Genomic DNA, 15,910 nt, shown 5'->3' with positions numbered 1-15,910 from the left:
GGCCGACTCTCCCGGTTTAATTCGACGTTCGAATTCTGTGCTGAAAGGGTTCTCACCGTTGCGGAACCGAAGCGCCGGCGTAAGGATCGTAGTTGGCGGGAACAGGAGGGGGTGGGGTTGGAGGAACCCATACAGGCGGTGACGCCACGACCACCGAACCCGAAAATCTGTCGCTGCTGGTTATCACCGACTGCAATCCCGTCGCGATGCGCGCCGATCCGAAAAGGATGAAGCAACCGGCCAGCACCGTCATGCCGCGTCGATACGGCACGCGCCCCGACAGCAGGAGCATACCGAGACAACCGACCGCGATCACCGCAATTGTCTTGGCAACGGTGCCGAGAAGCGTTGCTTGTAGCCACGTTATCGCAGCAACGAGCGCACTCGACCCGCTCGGGTTGGAAAGAGATGTCGATATTTGATCCACATGCCCCTCGCGCTAATAGGAAACCTGTCGCGACACCCATGGTGTAGTCGCTGTTCGCGCCCTTTCAACGGCGAAGCAAGACCTCGCTGACGGATCGCCGTCCGGCCGTGCGAGCCAGCTGCACGAACACATCGACGGTGCTGCGGACATAATGCTGCACGTCCTCGCGGTTGAGCCGTGTTCCGGTTTGCAGGACCAGAAGCGCAATCTGCTCGATCGCGCGCTCGGCGCTGTCGGCATGGACCGTGGTCATCGAACCCGGATGGCCGGTGTTGACCGCGCGCAGGAAGGTATAGGCTTCCTCGCCGCGCAGCTCGCCGACGATGATGCGGTCGGGCCGCATTCGGAGCGATGCGCCCAGCAAATCGTCGGTGCTGACCCGCGCTTCGCCGAGCGCGCTGCGCGCGGCGAGCAAGCCGATCGCATTGGCGTGGTGGATGCGCAGCTCAGGCGTATCCTCGATCAGGACCAGCCGTTCGTCGGTGGGGATTTCGCGGATCAGGGCATTGAGGAACGTGGTCTTGCCGGTGGACGTGCCGCCGGACACGAGGATGTTCTTGCGTCCCTTGACCGCGGCCGACAAGGTTCCGGCGATGTCGCCTGCGCCCAGGAGTGCCTGCAGGCGCAGGTCGAGTTCGTGCGTTCCGCCATCGCTGCTGCGCGTGTCGTCGAACGCGCCGGACGCCACGTAATCGCCGAGGCTAAGGTCGGCCGATACGTGCTTGCGGATCGCAAGCACCAAGTGGTCGCGGGTAGCGGGGGGCGCTACGATCTGCACGCGCGCGCCATCGGGCAAGGTCGCCGACAGCAACGGGTGCTCGCGACTGATCCCCTGGTGCGACAAAGCGGCGATCTGCCGTGCCAGGCGCGTGAGAGTTGCTCCGTCGAGATCGGGCGCGTCGTGCCGTTCGGTCGCGCCGGCCAGCGTCTCGATCCACAGTTCGCCGGGGCGGTTGACATAGATATCGGTAACGTCGGGGCGCTCGAGCATTGCGGCGAGCGGCGCCAGATAGCGGCGCAAATAGACCGGGCCGAGGTCGGTAGCTGGGCTCATCTGGTGTTTTCGACCGCCGTGAAATCGAGGTCGCGGGCAACGAACACGCTGATTGCGGTGCCCTGGCGCACGGTGAGGGTGGGCTTGGCCTGTGTCCCGCCGGTCAATGGTCGCGACAGCGTTTGCGAGGCACCGGGCAAGGCGACCACCACAGCGGAGTTGCCATTGCCGATACGCGACGCAAGGTTGACCCCGACGTCGAGCGAGGATTGCAGGATGGCGGAAGCAAACCGCGTGAAGAAATGGCTGTTGACCTTGCCGCGTACGCCGGCGCGACCAAGCGGGTCGGATGCGGGCGAGCCGATCGCGATCGTGACACCATCGGGCCGCACCAGCTCGGTCCAGGTGATCAGCGCGCGATTCTGGCCGGGCTGAAGATCGGCCTGATAATCTCCAAATAGCCGGCTGCCGCGCGGCACCAGCACGCGGCTTCCATCGAACCCGCGCACGTCACGACTGACCAGCGCACGCACTGGCCCGGCCCGGGTGGAGTCGAGTGCCGACTCCAGTACGGCCGGGATCAACGTCCCCCCGTGCGACGATCGTCTCCCGGTGTCGGATGACCGAGGCATGCGCCGTCGCGGCTTCCGGCGTGCCGGAACCGGATTGGGTGTTCGCGCCCGGCGTGCCCGACGGGGACATTGCCGCGGCACCCGTGCCGGTGTCGATGACCAGGACGGGTTCGCTCGACACGCGTGGCGGTGCAGCCGAAGGCATCGGCGCTGGCGGAACGGGTTGCGGCACATAAATGATCCGCGGCGGTGGCGGCGGCACGAACACCGGCGGCTTGGGTGTCGGCGTCGGCACCGGTGTTGCGGTGGGAAGCGGCGTCGGGGTTGGGGCGAGTGGCGGCGGCGGAATGTACAGCGGCGGGGGAGCTTGCGCCACGTCGATGCTGTCGTCGGTGCGGGGGCGCACAGGCGGGGCAGAGGCCGCGCGGCGACGCGAATCGAGCACGCTGAACAGCAGGACGCCGGCCAAGACGAGGCTCATGATCATCAGCCACAACGGCACGCCGCTCGCTGACGTCGCGACGACCGGGCGGATGTCCCCCGTGCTCGCGCCCCGCGGATCGACAGGCGAGGGGGTCGGCATCAGCGGCGCTTGCGAGGCAAGTGGCGCGACGCATAAGCGGTCTGTGCGTTGAGGCGGAACACCAGCCGCTTCGCAACGCTGTCGATGACGTACATGCCGTCGCGCATCATGCCGTTGACGAGGGTTTCCTGACCCAGCGGGTCGAGCGCGAACACCGCCGGCATGGTCTGCGCCGGAGCCCATTCGATATAAGTGTGAACGCCGTCGTCGCTCATCGCAGCCGGTCGCAGCGCGCGAGATCCGCTCAGCTTGTACAGCCCCTCCTCGACCTTGGTCGGACCGTTGGCATCGATCGTGGCGATCGCGGGAGCCGCCGATTTGATCCGCACCGTAAAGGGCAGATCGGGCATCGGCCCATAGGCCGGTGCCAGGAGGAAGCTGTAGGTGCGCGAATCGGTGACGACCGTCATGTTGGTCGTGACCCCGCTTTGCGCCGCCTTGATGAACAAGTGGTCGCCCCGCTTGTTGGGGGTGACCTGCCAGGCGCCGCTGTCGCCGACCGCGACATTCTCGATTCGCTCGCCCGCGTCGAACTCGAGCGTTAGTTGATAGCCCGGCGCGACCTGGAGCGTGATGATCTGGTCGGGATCGTAGACGACGGTCTGGATACGCGGATCGCCGGTCCCCGGCGTCGGGCGAAGCTCGGCCGACAACGGCGTGGAGGCGGCGAGCAGCAGCAGAGCGATGACTCGCGCCCGCGTCAAAGCGCGACCTCGTTGGTCTGCGCTCGACGGGGTGCCGCGGGCGGTGGCGATGGCGGTAGCGATGGCGGCGTGACCGGCGATGCGGTTCCTGTACCTGGCAGCGCTGGCGATTGCGGTCGCACGGCCGATCCATAGGGACCATAAAGCGGCAATTGCGGGCCGGTCGCCGGCTGGTTGGTCGTCACCATCGGCTCGATCGCAGCGGGTGCCTGTTCCTGATCGCGGCGATAGCGCAACACCTTAAACCCCAGCGGGTTAAGGAAGCGATCCGACTGCTGCAGCGGCTCGGTCGAGAAGCGGTAGCGGATCACCGCCACCCAGGACCGCAAGGGCAGCGGCTGGCCACCCGCATCGCGGCGCTGCGTGTCGAACCGGACCATCGCTGCGTTGCCGCCGAGCGGCGACACGCTCTTCACCCGCGTCTCGATCACCGTGCTACGCGGAAAGCGCGCGAGCGGGCTGCCGGGGTTGGAGAATTGCACGCTGGCGATATAGTCGGCGCGCGCCGGATCGGCCGACCATAAGGCGACCTTGCGGTAGTTGTCCTGGAGCGCATCGACGTCGAAGCTTTCGCGCGCGATGACATATTGGACGAGGAACGACTGCGTCAGCGCGGTGTCGGGCGCGATCTTCTGCGCGTCGATCGGCTTGAGCGCCTGGACATAGCCTGTGTTGCGGTCGACCATCAGCGTATAGGGCTCGACCGTCTTGAGCGGCATCAGCAGGACGAGTGCGGTCGCTTCGAACACGGCCACGACCACCGCCGCCCCCGCCACGATCCAGGCGACGCGGCGTGAGGCGCGCAAGGCGTCCTGCCGGTCGCGCGCCCAGCTTCCGGCTTGCTCGTAATAGGCGTCGCGTGTTTCGGGCTTGTCGGTCTTGGGTCGGGTCATATCGCCTCACGTCGGCTGGCACCGGCCGAGACACGGTTTCGGGTGCGACGCCGGGCGGACTGCCCGATCGGAACGGCAGCTGCCGTTTGCGGTCCGCGCAGCGGGGTTTGCGGATTGTGGCCGCGTTCGCTCATCCGACTCCCCAGCGCCTGCTGTCGAATGTCGGCCAGCTCGCGCCGCTGCGCTGCCGCCGCCGCATCGGCGATCGCGTGCGCGCGATTGCGCTCGGGCGCGTCCGCTCGGTCTGTGTAGCCTTGCATCGCCGCGCGCTCGCCGAACGCCGCCGATTGCAGATTCTCGATCAACCGGGCCGATGCGGTGCGAACCACGGCTGGAACATGGAAACCATAGGCAACCTTGGCTGAAGTGATCAACCCGGCAAGCAGCGTCGCTGCAAAGATCAGCGCGAATGCCAGCAGCTCGATCGGGACGGCCGGGGTCGCGATATCGGCTTCGCGCTCGGCGAGGATCGCGCCAAGCCATGGTTCGAGGATCGCGAGTTCCGCGCCCAGCAGGATTGCGCTCGCGAGGCCGCCAAGCGCCGCGGCGCCGAGCGCCCGCACCCAACCCCCCGAACACACCGCGCGTCGCATCGAACAACAAGAACAGCGCGAAGAACGGCCCGAGCGCAAGCAAAAGTCCGGCGATCAGCCGGACCGCCGCGAGGCGCCGATCGCGCCGGTCAGATAGACGGTGCGCGCGGTGCCGAGCAGCTCGGCATCACGCTGCGGGTCCCAATGGGGCCGCTGTCCGAGTTGGCGGAAGCGTTGCTGCTGCTGTTCCGGGGCGAGCGGCGACGCGTCGGGGGCAGCGGGTTCGTCGATTTCGGGCGGACGGCCGGTGCCGATCCGAACCAGTTCGGCCAGGCCGTTATCGACCGCCTGGAGATGGGCTTCGAGCCCGCCGCGCGCGCCAGGCAGCGCCGCTGCCCCGCCCACATCCGCGGCAAGCTCGGCCGGAGCATGCAACGCGACGTCATACAGGATCGTGCGATAAGCCGGCCAGCTCGTCGCCAAGGCGAGCACGATCCCGAGCTTGACGATTGCAACCACGGCATCGCGGATTCCAGGCGCCTGAGCGAACAACATGCGATAGCCGAACAGTGCGACGAACAATGTGAGCAGCCCGGTGAGCGCGAGCGAGGCGCTCGATCCCGGCGTGGCAAGCGCGTGATAGCCCGCCGCACCGATCGTCTGCGCCTGGCAATCGACATAGCCGAGCATGTCGCTGACAAACGGCCCATCGGGCGAGAGGCCGCGGCACGCCGCCATCATGCGCGCTCCAGCAGGCGCGGCATCCAGTCGATCGGATCGTCGCCGACGTCGTCGCGGATTTGGTCGAGCAGCCGCACCGTGCGCTCGCGCCCGGAGAGGATCGTCAGCAGATCGGGCTCGCCCGAAAGATTGAGCCGCACCACCACGCTGTCGGTGCCGTGCTTGATCAGGAAACACCGAGCATCGTCGGGCAGGGTACGGACGATCTCATACTCATGAGTGGTCAGCCCGAACCCGCCGACATAGTCCTCGGCACGCGCGCGCGGATTGGTCATGAAGATCTGCGTTGCGGCCTGCTCGATGATCGCGCTGGCGATCTTGCTTTCGAGCGCGTCCTGCGCGCTTTGCGTGGCAAAGCCGACGATCCCGTTGCGCTTGCGGATCGTCTTCTCCCAATCCTTGATTCGCCGCACGAACACATCGTCGTCGAGCGCCTTCCAGCCCTCGTCGACCACGATGATCGCCGCCGTCCCGTCGAGCCGTTCCTCGACTCGGTGGAACAGATACATCATCGCAGGCGTGCGCACCGCCGGATCGTCGAGGATCGCGGTCATGTCGAACCCGACCGCATCCGCGCTGAGGTCGGTCCGGTCGGTCGCGTTGTCGAACAGCCAGGCGCGCTCGCCTTCGCCCCACCACGGCCGCAGCCGCGCCCACAAATCGGCGGCGTGCGGACGGTGCCCGCCGCGAAACAGTTCGACCAGGTGGCGCAGCCGTCGATGCTCGACGTCTTGCCCGAAACTGGCATCGACCGCGTCCTTGATCCGCTCGACGTCTTCCAGGTCGGCGCCGCCGGCGAGTTGCGCGATCCAGTCGATCAGGAACTGGCGGTTGACCGGGTTGTCGGCGATTTGCAGCGGATTGAGGCCTGAGGCGACACCGGGGCGCAGCACATCGTATCGCCCGCCGATCGCGCGGATGAACAGTTCGGCACCGCGGTCCTTGTCGAAGAACACGATGCGCGGCGCGAACTTGCGCGCTTGCGCCAGCAGGAAGTTGAGGACCACCGTCTTGCCCGAGCCGGACGGTCCGATCACGGTGAAATTGCCGAGATCGCCCTGGTGGAAGTTGAAGTGATATGGGCCGGCCGCGGTCGTTTCCAGCAGCGTGACGGCATCGCCCCAATGGTTGCCGCTGGCGCGGCCGAGCGCGAAATTATGGCCGCTGACCAACCCTGCATAATTGCCGGTCGAGATCAGCCCGCGCCGGGCGATATATTTGAAGTTTCCGGGAAACTGCGCCCAGAAGGCCGGCTCCAGCGCGATGTCTTCGCGCACCGCTATAATCCCGAGATCGGCGAGCGACGCCTGCACTTCGGAGACGCCGGCATCGACCTCGGTGAGGGTCGCGCCGTGGACCGCGATCGTCATGTGATGTTCGCCAAAGCCTGCGCGTCCCGCCGCGACTTCGTCCTTGGCGTTCGCGAGTTCGCCCCGCAGCGACACGGCTTCGTCCTCGGTCGAGCGCATCCGCCTGAGCGCAAGGTTCATCTTGCCGAGCGCGGCCTGGCGATCGACGAAGCCGAACGACTGCGCCATCGTCACTTCGAACGGCAGCCGCATCAGGTCGTCGAACATGCCGGGCGCGGTCTGGCCGGGATAATCCTTGATCGAGACGACCCCAACGAAGCGCCGTCCTTCATCCCCATGCGGCCCGAGCTCGATCGTCTCCTGGCCAAAGCTGATCCGGCGATAGGGCAAATAATCACCCAGATCCTCGAGCGGCAACAGCACCGGGCGCATCTCGCCGTGATAGAGCGTCGACAAAAAATTCGAGCGGCTCCGAGCAGGGCCCGTTGGGTGTGTCATAGACGCCGAGCAGGCGCGGCTCATAGCTGCCGAGTTGCGCGATCATCGCTTCGCGCGCGGCGTCGAGCGCGCGGACCTCATGCGAGACCCGGTCGGCCTGGTCGTTGCCAACGCGCCCGCGCAACCGGTCGACCAAGCCGATCCTGCCCTGCAGCGGGCGCCGCACGATCGTCAGGAACAGATCGTTGACGTAGAGTTGCTTGGCCGCGAGCCGGGCGCGCCACCGCGCATCGAGTAGCGCGGAAAAATCATCGGGAAAGCGCGCGGGCAGATCGATCTCGACTCGGCGGCGTACGATATGATGGTAGATCGCGAAGCGTGACGAGCCGATCGCCTGCAGCATCGCATCGCGCAAGGTCTTGCGGTAGTTGAGTTCGTCGGTGTCGGCGGTCTCGAACAACAGGCCGCGCAGCCGGATCGTCTGCATCAGCAAGCCGTCGTGGGTTTCGATCGTGTGATCGTCGACGTGACGCGCATAGGGCAAGTGACTGCCTGCGGGCATCTCCCGTCGCATTGCCTTCGCGTCGCGGGTCAGGGGCGGTAGGAGTTGCATCGCCAGATCGCATGATTGCGCACCCGCGGACAGGTCCGAACGCGCGTCAGCCACAGGTCGAAGATGCGCGGCTCGCGCACGCTCAGCACCATGCCGACCAGGTGAACGGCGAGAGCTGCCAGCAGCACCCAGGGCGAATGGAAGATCAGGAACAGCTCGGTCGCAACCACTCCGTTGATGATGAAATAGCTGTAGGTGACGCCCGCAAACATTTGCGGCCGCGTGAGCGCGACGAACAGCGGATCGCGGTCCATTCCCGTCACGGCGCTAGTTGCTGAGACCGGCGGTCGACTGAATCCCCGCGACGATGCTGGCGGCACCGAACAGAATGAAGCAACCGACGATCACGGTGGCGCCGTAACGCCAATTGATTCGACCCGTGAGCATCAGCAGGCCGACCACCGCGACCGCAATCACCGCCAGAACCGTGGCAACGGTGCCTAGCAGCGTACCTTGCAGCCAGCGGACGGCCGAGACGATTACGCCCGACCCGGCGGGGTCGGACAACGAGCCTTGGGCAAGTGCTAATGTGGTTTGGCCCAAAATAGCCAGGTTGCTCAAAACGGTCGCCATCTGCCCACCCTCAACGACACTGAATGTCTCCGTTTTGGAAACGCCGGTCTCGGCTCACGATGCACGGTCGGAAGATATTTGCCAACATCTCGGCGCTGATTCGGACTGTTACAGAGCTGAAAAATTCGATCCGAGTTGGCCAATAATTCGGTTGGAGCCAACCCCATCTCGTGCATAATCTCGACCACAATGTACCGAGTCGGGGGGCACGATGAAGCGAAGGCGTTGGGCGCTATTGGGCAGCACTGCCCTCATCGCCGGAATTGCTGGTGGCGCCTCGCTGGCCCAGGAAACGACTACCTATACATATGATGCGCTTGGACGGCTGATCGCGAGTGCGAGGAGCGGCGGGCCGAATAACGGCATTGTGACGGCGACCTGCTTCGATGCCGCAGGGAACCGGTCTCAGCAAATTGTCAGCGTGGGAGCGTCGGCTTGCGGGAGTACGCCGACCCCAACGCCGACGCCGACCCCAACGCCGACGCCGACTAATCAGCCGCCGGTAGCGGTATCGGACAGCGTCAGCTTTCGCTGCAACCTCAGCAAAAGCGTCAGCGTTCTCGCAAACGACTATGACCCTGACAATAATGTTCCATTGGCTCTCCAATCCGTCACGCCTGACAGCTTAGGGAATGTCAGCGCATCGATTTCAGGGAACGCCGTTCTCCTGACTGCCGTTGAGCCCGGAGTTTATGCTCTGACTTATACGGTTGCCGATAGTCTCGGAGCCACGGCGATCGGGCAACTTTCGGTAACGGTGACAGGAAATTCATTCCAGTGCGAGGGTTCGTGATGGCTCGATCTCTTTTGAATTTGGCGCGTTCTGCCGTCGTTGGCTTGGCCATATTTTGCTCGGTGACACTCTTTGAGGCACCCGTGGCGAATGCCCAGTCTCTTACGCCGCCGAGGCAGTATTCGATCAGCCCAACAAACGTGAATCTACTGGATAACACCTATGCGGTCACGATCGAAGACTTGTCAGTGGGTCCGCTGAAAATCGAACGATCTTATCTAGGTGGTCGCGAGACATCTAGCCATTACTTCGGTGGCGGATGGACTCATAACTTTGATTTGAGAATATCAAGTCATACGGGCGGGATCAACCCGACCGTCACCGTGGTTATCGGGCGGACAAAATATGTGTTCTGGGGCACGTTGTCTTCTGACTACCCCCCCTCCCCGCAGACTGATGAATATGGCACGAGCCTGACGCACGTGGGCGCGATCAATATCTTTACCGATCGTGACGGCACTGTTTATCGTTTCGCACCCGGTGCCAATTCCGACGCGACAATCACCGCGCCAGATGGCGCGGTGACGACGATCACCTACGTGGAATGGAAGCCAAAAATTGTGAGGAGCAACCGCGGATATGCGGTCGTGTTCGATTATGATTCGAATGGAAACGTATCAGCGGCGTGCGGTTTTAACCTCGCGAATAGCGTCGTCTCGACCAGCACGACGTGTGTAGCTGCGACGTTGAAGGCCTCTTACGCTTATACCTCCGGGAAGCTGGTCGCAGCGACCAACGTCGTGGGTGATACCGCGCATTACATATATGGAAGTGGCGGCCTTACTTGTCTGACCGATCCTGGAACCACCACATGTAAGGTCAATAATGCCTATCAAGCCGGGCAGCTCCACATAACCCAGCAAACCATGGCCGACGGATCTGTCTGGCAGTATATCTGTAGCTGCTCGTTCGATGGAAAGGATGACAACGCGGATTCCTTCCCTGACGACGATTCCGGCTGGATCGATCCTACCGGCCATGAAACGAGTTTCTCGTATCATGGCGGCGTAATGACTACCTATCTCGACGGAAACGGGCAGCGCTATTATACACGGTTCCTTGGTCGATATCCCACTTTCGTCGGATTGCCCGAAACCAACGCGGTCGCGTATGGCTATACTGACCGGATGATGCCGACCACGACGGTTTTTCAAGCAAAGTCGGGCAGCGGACTCGCGGATATCGGGACCGACAACAAGGTCTATCCGGCGAGTTGTTCGAATGTCGTAACTTGTAACAAGCCGACGAGCGTTACCGACGCGAACGGAAACGTCACCACCTATTCCTATGATCCGACCCATGGCGGTCTGTTGACGGAAACGTTGCCGGTAAACGCCGCGGGAATCCAGGCAGTCGTGCGCCACGCGTATGTCCAGCGCTACGCTTGGACGCTTACCAGCGCGGGCGGCTATAGCGCTGCAGGACCTCCGCTCTGGTTGCTGTCGGAAGATCGTATTTGCAGGACGAGCGCGACGGTAGGCGGCGGGTGTGCCGCAGGATCGGGCGACGAGGTGGTGACAACATACGATTATGGGCCGGATAGCGGACCAAACACATTGCTGTTGCGCGGTAAGGTCGTGACGGCCGGTGGGGTCAGCCTGCGAACCTGCTACCGTTATGATTGGCAGGGCAACAGGATCAGCGAGACGACCCCGCGCGCCGGCCTGGCTAGTTGCTCGTGATCGTCCGTCCTCTACTCGCCGCAGTAGCGGTTGTTCTCGCCGCGCTGCTGCCCGCACTGGCGCCGCGCGCGGATGCGCAGTCTTCGCCATCGGATTACACCTCGGCTGTTCGATATGACCTCGCGCGTCGTGTGGTCGGGACGATCGCGCCGGACCCGGACGGGTCCGGTCCGCTGCATTTTGCGGCGGTGCGCAATACCTATGATGCGGCGGGGAACCTGATCAAGGTCGAGAAGGGCGAGCTGTCGAGCTGGCAATCCGAGAGCGTGGCACCGAAAGACTGGGAACTCTATACTAATTTCACGGTGTTCCAGACGGTGACGGCAACGTTCGACGTGATGGACCGCAAAGTCACAGAGGCGCTTTCGTCGAGCGGCACTACCTACAGTCTGACCCAATTCAGTTATGACGGCGCCGGGCGGCCGCTGTGCACGGCAGTGCGGATGAACCCGGCGGTTTATGGGTCGCTGCCGGATGCGTGCACGCTCGGGACGGCGGGGTCGAATGGACCGGATCGCATCACGAAAATGACCTACGACGGGGTCGGACAGGTGTTGAAGGTGCAGAAGGCATATGCGACGCCGCTGCAGCAGGATTACGCGACGCTCACCTATAGTGCCAACGGCAAGCAGACGTCGCTGACCGACGCGAACGGCAACAAGGCGTCGATGGGCTATGACGGGTTCGACCGGCAAGTGCAGTGGAACTTCCCCTCGCCGACGGCGGCGGGCACGGTCAGCAGCACCGACTTTGAGGCCTATGGCTACGACGCCAACGGTAACCGCACGAGCTTGCGCAAGCGCGATGGCCAGGTGATCGGCTACAGCTACGATGCGCTCAACCGGATGACGCTGAAAGACATTCCCGGCAGCGCAACGGCCGACGTCTATTACGGCTACGACCTGCGGGGCTTGCAGCTCTACGCGCGGTTCGGCTCGGCGAGCGGAGCTGGCATCACCAACACGTTCGACGGGTTCGGGCGGCAAATATCGACCACGACCAATGTCGGCGGCACGTCGCGGACGCTCGGCTACGCCTATGATGCGGATGGCAACCGCACGCAGCTGACCTACCCCGATGGTCACACGATGAACTACAGCTATGACGGGCTCGACCGGCGGCGGTTGACCTTATTTGACAATGCCACCCAGTTCTATTCGATCGTCTATGATGCGCAGGGTCGGCGCGAGTCGACTAACCAGGCGAGCAGCTACACCAGTTACGGGTATGACGCGGTGTCGCGTCCGGCATCGCAGAGCCAAAGCTTCGCGAGCGGATCGGCCAACACTACGACGACGTTGGGCTATAATCCGGCGAACCAGATCACGCAGCAAACGCGCTCGAACAGCGGCTATGCGTTCACCGGCTATGCAACTGCCAGTACGAGCTATGCGGCCAACGGGCTGAACCAATACACCGCAGTCGGTGCCGGGGCGCTCGGCTATGACGCCAACGGCAACCTCACTTCGACCGGCGGCACGACGTTCGGCTATGATGTCGAGAACCGGCTGATCTCGGCGTCGGGCACGCTGAACGCGTCGCTTGCCTATGATCCGCTGGGGCGACTGTCACAGGTGAGCAGCGTAAGCGGCACGCGGCAATCGGTCTATGACGGCGATCAGCTGGTGGCCGAATATGACGGTGCCGGCACGATGATCGGTCGCTATGCGTTCGGCCCGGGCGAAGACGAAGCAGTGTTGGCGGTGACGACCTCCGCACTCGACTGCTCGAACATGACGTTCCTGCACCGTGACCAGCAAGGCTCGATCGTCGCGGCCGCCGACTGCTGGGGCAACCCGGTATCGATCAACAGCTATGACGAATATGGCGTCCCCGGATCAGGCAACGTCGGACGCTTCCAGTATACCGGCCAAGCGTACATCCCTGAGCTCGGGCTGTATTACTACAAGGCGCGGTTCTATTCCTCACGGCTCGGCCGGTTCCTGCAAACCGACCCGATCGGATACGCCGATCAGAACAACCTCTATGCTTATGTCGCAAACGATCCGGTCAATAACGAAGACCCGAGCGGGATGTGCACGGGGTCACTGTTCCAAAACTCCGCAGGGGACTGCACGACCGGAGCTGGGGTTGGGCCCCGCGCTACGGCCCAAATTGGTCCCCCGGATGGCCTACAAGCAAAGAATTCTGCACGAGGAGCCGACCCGAGGACTGCATCTACTGATCCTGCTCCGGGGTCGAAGGCGCAAGGATATTGTTCAGAATGCGTTTTAATGAGTCTGTTTCCTGTAACTCGCGTTATTAACCTGGCATTGGCAGTAAAGAATTGGCTATCTCCGGGACCAAAAGCCACAACTACAGTAATCGGTCGAGTTAATGATCTTAAAAATCTAAAGCCGGGAGAGCAGTCACTGTTAAATAGGCTTCCTGATAGAGGAAGCCCGCAAGCAAATTGGTCTCAAAATGCTGGCGTGTTGAGACAGGAAATGGCACGAGGTCTGCCCATTCGGGATGCTTCGCCCGGGAATACAGGCGGTCAGTTCTTGAATGCGGAACGCAATCTTCTTCAGAGTCGAGGTTGGAGGTTCAATGCAGAAAATAACATGTGGACTCCACCCCAGTAAAGATATGTAAGAAAATGGCACTTTCCCCATTAGGCAGAGAAAATCTCAATTTCGCTGAAGAGGCGAAGACTATATTCTCATTTCTCGAAGGAATGGGTCTGATATTGATAAATAGTTCTGATACTCTCGTAGAGTATTCCAATAACTCGCTATCGGTTGTATTGTATCATGGTCGGCAATCCTACGAAATAGGATGCGAAATTGTAAATCAGGGCGTTGTTTATTATATATCGGAAATTATAACTATTTATGATGTCGATTTAGGTTCTAAATATCGTGACGCTGTCGCATCAACGCCAGAAGATGTGCGGAGAGGCTTGATAAGACTGCGAGATATTTTCATTAAATATGCCCTTAATGCCGTAAGGGGTGATCATGAGACTTTCTCAAATCTTGCCAATCAGAGAAGAATATGGGCAAAGGATTTGGAACTCAAGACGAAGATATCGTCGATAAAGCCGCGCGCTGATGAAGCATTTCGCCTAAGAAATTATGCTGAAGCCTCCGAGCTTTATAACCAAATACGAGATAACCTCACTCCGTCCGAATCAATAAAGGCTGATTTAGCTCTTGAACGCGCATTACGGCAATCTGAGTAAAGATGGAGACCATGCAGCCTAAAGCGCCATATGGTGCTCCCGGCCCATAGTCTCGTCGATCGCCCCGACCTGCGCGCCATCGCGCAACCCGAGCGCCTCGGTGAGCTTGGCGCGGCTGTCGGTGTAGATCGCGGCTCCTTCGCGGGCGCGGGAGATGGCGACATAGGCGGACGCTGCATCGACGGTGTTGGCGCGGAAACTCTCCAGATGCGCCATGACGTGATCGCACGTCGCGCCCTGGCTGGAATGGATCGTCCGCACCCAGCCATGCCGCACATGCCGGTCGGCGAGCCGGTTCATGTCGAGCGTCTGGCTGGTGCCGTCCTGCTTCGCGACGGTGACGCGGGCGTGTTCGGCGTCGATCGCGACGACCTCGGCGGTATCGCCGTTGTTGCGGACAGCGGCGCGGTTGTTGCGGGTAAACTGGAGCCGGTCGCCGGTGCGGAACTCGGCTGCGACCTCGGTATAGGCCTCGGCCTGGTCACCGCCCCATCGCGCGGGTGACCATGCCACTGTCTTGCCCTGCGGCGAGACGAGCGACACGGTGCCAGCCTCGGCGTCGATCGACTCCACCCGGTAAGCACGGCCCCGGCTGAGCCGCGCGTCGCGGTTGCCCTGGCGGAACGTGACGACGCTGCCGGGGACGTAGCTGGCGGCGCTGCCAGCCTCGGCCTTACTCAATCCGCACGGCTCCAGCACGGTCGCGACCACGGCGTCCTGGCCGAGCGTTCCGTCGTTGAGCAGCGCGAACCGGATGGCGTCGGTGAGCCGCTGCCGGCCCTCGCGGGTCGGATCGAGCACGAGCGTTCCGGCGCGTTCCTCGCGGGAAAGCGCGGCGAAATCCCGCGCGATGAGCGCGCGGCGAATATCGTCCTCGGCGTGCTGGACGATGCGCCCGCCCCCCTTATCGATGGCGTCGAACGCGCGCGCGGCCTCGCCGGCAAGCATGGCCTCGACCGCCTCGCGGGTGAGGTCGTTGGTCTGGCGGACGATCTGGTCGAGGACGGGCGTCGTCATGCCGGCTTCCTGGAGCTGTGCGAAGGCGCGGCCGGCCCCCACGGACCCGAGCTGCTTCACGTCACCGACGAGGACGAGGCGCGCGCCTTCGTCGCGGGCGCGGGTGAAGAGCTGATCGGCCTCGCTGGCGGCCATCATGCTGGCCTCGTCGACGATCCATACCTCGCCGCCCGTCCCGGCCTCGGGCGGGGTCGGCGAGCAGCATGCGCTTGACCGTCATGTGTTCGGCATCGACGGCGCGGCCGAGCAGCTCGGCAGCGGCGCTGGTGGGGGCCATCGCGCGGATGGTGAGGCCCTGGGCGCGCGCCGCCTCGGCGAAGGTCGCGATGACGGTCGAGGTCTTGGCGGTGCCAGCCGCACCCTGGAGTCCGGTGATGCGGTTGGCGGACATGAGCAGCGCCTGGGTCGCGTCTTCCTGCCCCTTGGTCCAGGTGTGCCCGCGCTCGGCCGAGCGCAGCCTGGCGGCTTCGACGACGGTCTTGGCACGGATGCGACCGTAGAGCGGGGTCAGCGTGCCGCGCCCCTCGCGCTCGATGCCAAGCATGTGCTGCTCGGTCTCGACAGCCTCGCGCGTGGCATAGCCGGTCGCACCCTGCGCCATGCGCGGCGCGTGACGGATGACGAGCGCCTGGGCGTGCTCGGCGCGGTTGATCGCAGCGCGGATGTCGGCGTGGGTGGCGTGGCCGCGCGCCCTGATGGCGGCATCGCGTTCGAGTCGCGCGGCCGGGAATATGGCGTCGTGCTCGCTGATATGGGCAGCCGCGAACACGACCGCCTCATCGGCTGCTGCCGTGCGCGCGTCGGTGCCCAGACCCGGCATGGCGAGGGCGCGGGCCTCGGCGCCTGCGACCAT

16 protein-coding genes and 1 pseudogene are annotated in these 15,910 nt (G+C 63.4%); 4 read left to right on the top strand and 13 right to left on the bottom strand.

All coding sequences use genetic code 11. From position 1 onward, the window contains the following. Window positions 1–52: 52 nt before the first annotated feature. From NW75_RS23860 to NW75_RS13985, 11 genes and pseudogenes are all read right to left on the bottom strand, one after another. The gene (locus tag NW75_RS23860) at window positions 53–427 is read right to left on the bottom strand and encodes a TrbC/VirB2 family protein (RefSeq protein ID WP_231565215.1); all 375 of its coding nucleotides are present in this window, start codon (window positions 425–427) and stop codon (window positions 53–55) included. 64 nt (window positions 428–491) lie between these two features. Further along, window positions 492–1,481, bottom strand: coding sequence for a P-type DNA transfer ATPase VirB11 (virB11, locus tag NW75_RS14025; protein WP_033965819.1), 990 nt, complete (start codon window positions 1,479–1,481; stop codon window positions 492–494). Next, the gene (locus tag NW75_RS23855; protein WP_231565214.1) at window positions 1,478–1,954 is read right to left on the bottom strand and encodes a TrbI/VirB10 family protein; all 477 of its coding nucleotides are present in this window, start codon (window positions 1,952–1,954) and stop codon (window positions 1,478–1,480) included. The genes virB11 and NW75_RS23855 overlap by 4 nt, the downstream gene beginning before the upstream one ends. Next, window positions 1,932–2,576, bottom strand: a complete 645-nt coding sequence (locus NW75_RS25240) for a hypothetical protein (protein ID WP_052192420.1) — start codon at window positions 2,574–2,576, stop codon at window positions 1,932–1,934. The genes NW75_RS23855 and NW75_RS25240 overlap by 23 nt, the downstream gene beginning before the upstream one ends. Beyond that, complete coding sequence (locus NW75_RS14015; RefSeq protein ID WP_033965818.1) at window positions 2,576–3,280, bottom strand: TrbG/VirB9 family P-type conjugative transfer protein; 705 nt, start codon at window positions 3,278–3,280, stop codon at window positions 2,576–2,578. The genes NW75_RS25240 and NW75_RS14015 overlap by 1 nt, the downstream gene beginning before the upstream one ends. Beyond that, complete coding sequence (locus NW75_RS14010) at window positions 3,277–4,173, bottom strand: virB8 family protein (RefSeq protein WP_052192419.1); 897 nt, start codon at window positions 4,171–4,173, stop codon at window positions 3,277–3,279. The genes NW75_RS14015 and NW75_RS14010 overlap by 4 nt, the downstream gene beginning before the upstream one ends. Further along, window positions 4,170–4,736: a hypothetical protein gene (locus tag NW75_RS14005; RefSeq protein WP_156143039.1), complete on the bottom strand. Its 567-nt coding sequence runs from the start codon at window positions 4,734–4,736 to the stop codon at window positions 4,170–4,172. Before NW75_RS14005 ends, NW75_RS14010 begins: the two co-directional genes overlap by 4 nt. 84 nt (window positions 4,737–4,820) lie before the next feature. Continuing rightward, window positions 4,821–5,444: a type IV secretion system protein gene (locus NW75_RS14000; protein ID WP_033965816.1), complete on the bottom strand. Its 624-nt coding sequence runs from the start codon at window positions 5,442–5,444 to the stop codon at window positions 4,821–4,823. Further along, a pseudogene (locus NW75_RS13995) lies at window positions 5,444–7,808 on the bottom strand (VirB4 family type IV secretion/conjugal transfer ATPase). Before NW75_RS13995 ends, NW75_RS14000 begins: the two are co-directional and overlap by 1 nt. Beyond that, window positions 7,787–8,062 carry a type IV secretion system protein VirB3 gene (locus tag NW75_RS13990; protein ID WP_426288169.1) on the bottom strand — a complete coding sequence of 92 codons (276 nt, stop codon included), beginning with the start codon at window positions 8,060–8,062 and terminating at the stop codon, window positions 7,787–7,789. The pseudogene NW75_RS13995 and the gene NW75_RS13990 overlap by 22 nt, the downstream one beginning before the upstream one ends. A 13-nt stretch (window positions 8,063–8,075) precedes the next feature. Then, window positions 8,076–8,381, bottom strand: a complete 306-nt coding sequence (locus tag NW75_RS13985) for a TrbC/VirB2 family protein (protein ID WP_033965814.1) — start codon at window positions 8,379–8,381, stop codon at window positions 8,076–8,078. 235 nt (window positions 8,382–8,616) lie between these two features. On the opposite strand from NW75_RS13985, the gene NW75_RS27420 reads away from it, so the two are divergent. The 4 genes from NW75_RS27420 (at window position 8,617) to NW75_RS24505 (ending at window position 14,040) form a co-directional block, all read left to right on the top strand. Further along, window positions 8,617–9,174, top strand: a complete 558-nt coding sequence (locus tag NW75_RS27420) for an Ig-like domain-containing protein (RefSeq protein WP_269430336.1) — start codon at window positions 8,617–8,619, stop codon at window positions 9,172–9,174. A gap of 83 nt (window positions 9,175–9,257) precedes the next feature. After that, a complete protein-coding gene (locus NW75_RS13980; protein ID WP_197057820.1) occupies window positions 9,258–10,856 on the top strand; it encodes a hypothetical protein in 1,599 nt (532 codons plus the stop codon). Continuing rightward, complete coding sequence (locus tag NW75_RS13975) at window positions 10,853–13,441, top strand: RHS repeat domain-containing protein (protein WP_231565217.1); 2,589 nt, start codon at window positions 10,853–10,855, stop codon at window positions 13,439–13,441. The genes NW75_RS13980 and NW75_RS13975 overlap by 4 nt, the downstream gene beginning before the upstream one ends. 14 nt (window positions 13,442–13,455) lie before the next feature. Then, window positions 13,456–14,040: a hypothetical protein gene (locus NW75_RS24505; RefSeq protein WP_137902439.1), complete on the top strand. Its 585-nt coding sequence runs from the start codon at window positions 13,456–13,458 to the stop codon at window positions 14,038–14,040. 18 nt (window positions 14,041–14,058) lie between these two features. On the opposite strand, the gene NW75_RS27415 is transcribed toward NW75_RS24505, so the two are convergent. Next, a complete protein-coding gene (locus NW75_RS27415) occupies window positions 14,059–15,195 on the bottom strand; it encodes an AAA family ATPase (protein WP_081988769.1) in 1,137 nt (378 codons plus the stop codon). Further along, window positions 15,119–15,910 (bottom strand): AAA family ATPase (locus NW75_RS27410; protein ID WP_052192416.1); only part of this gene is annotated, 792 nt, incomplete at its 5' end. The genes NW75_RS27415 and NW75_RS27410, both read right to left, overlap by 77 nt.

Origin of the sequence: Sphingomonas sp. Ant H11 (assembly GCF_000797515.1) — a bacterium.
Lineage (GTDB): Bacteria > Pseudomonadota > Alphaproteobacteria > Sphingomonadales > Sphingomonadaceae > Sphingomonas.
The sequence above is the reverse complement of the archived record's forward strand: the minus strand, read 5'-3'. Positions and strand labels throughout refer to the sequence as shown.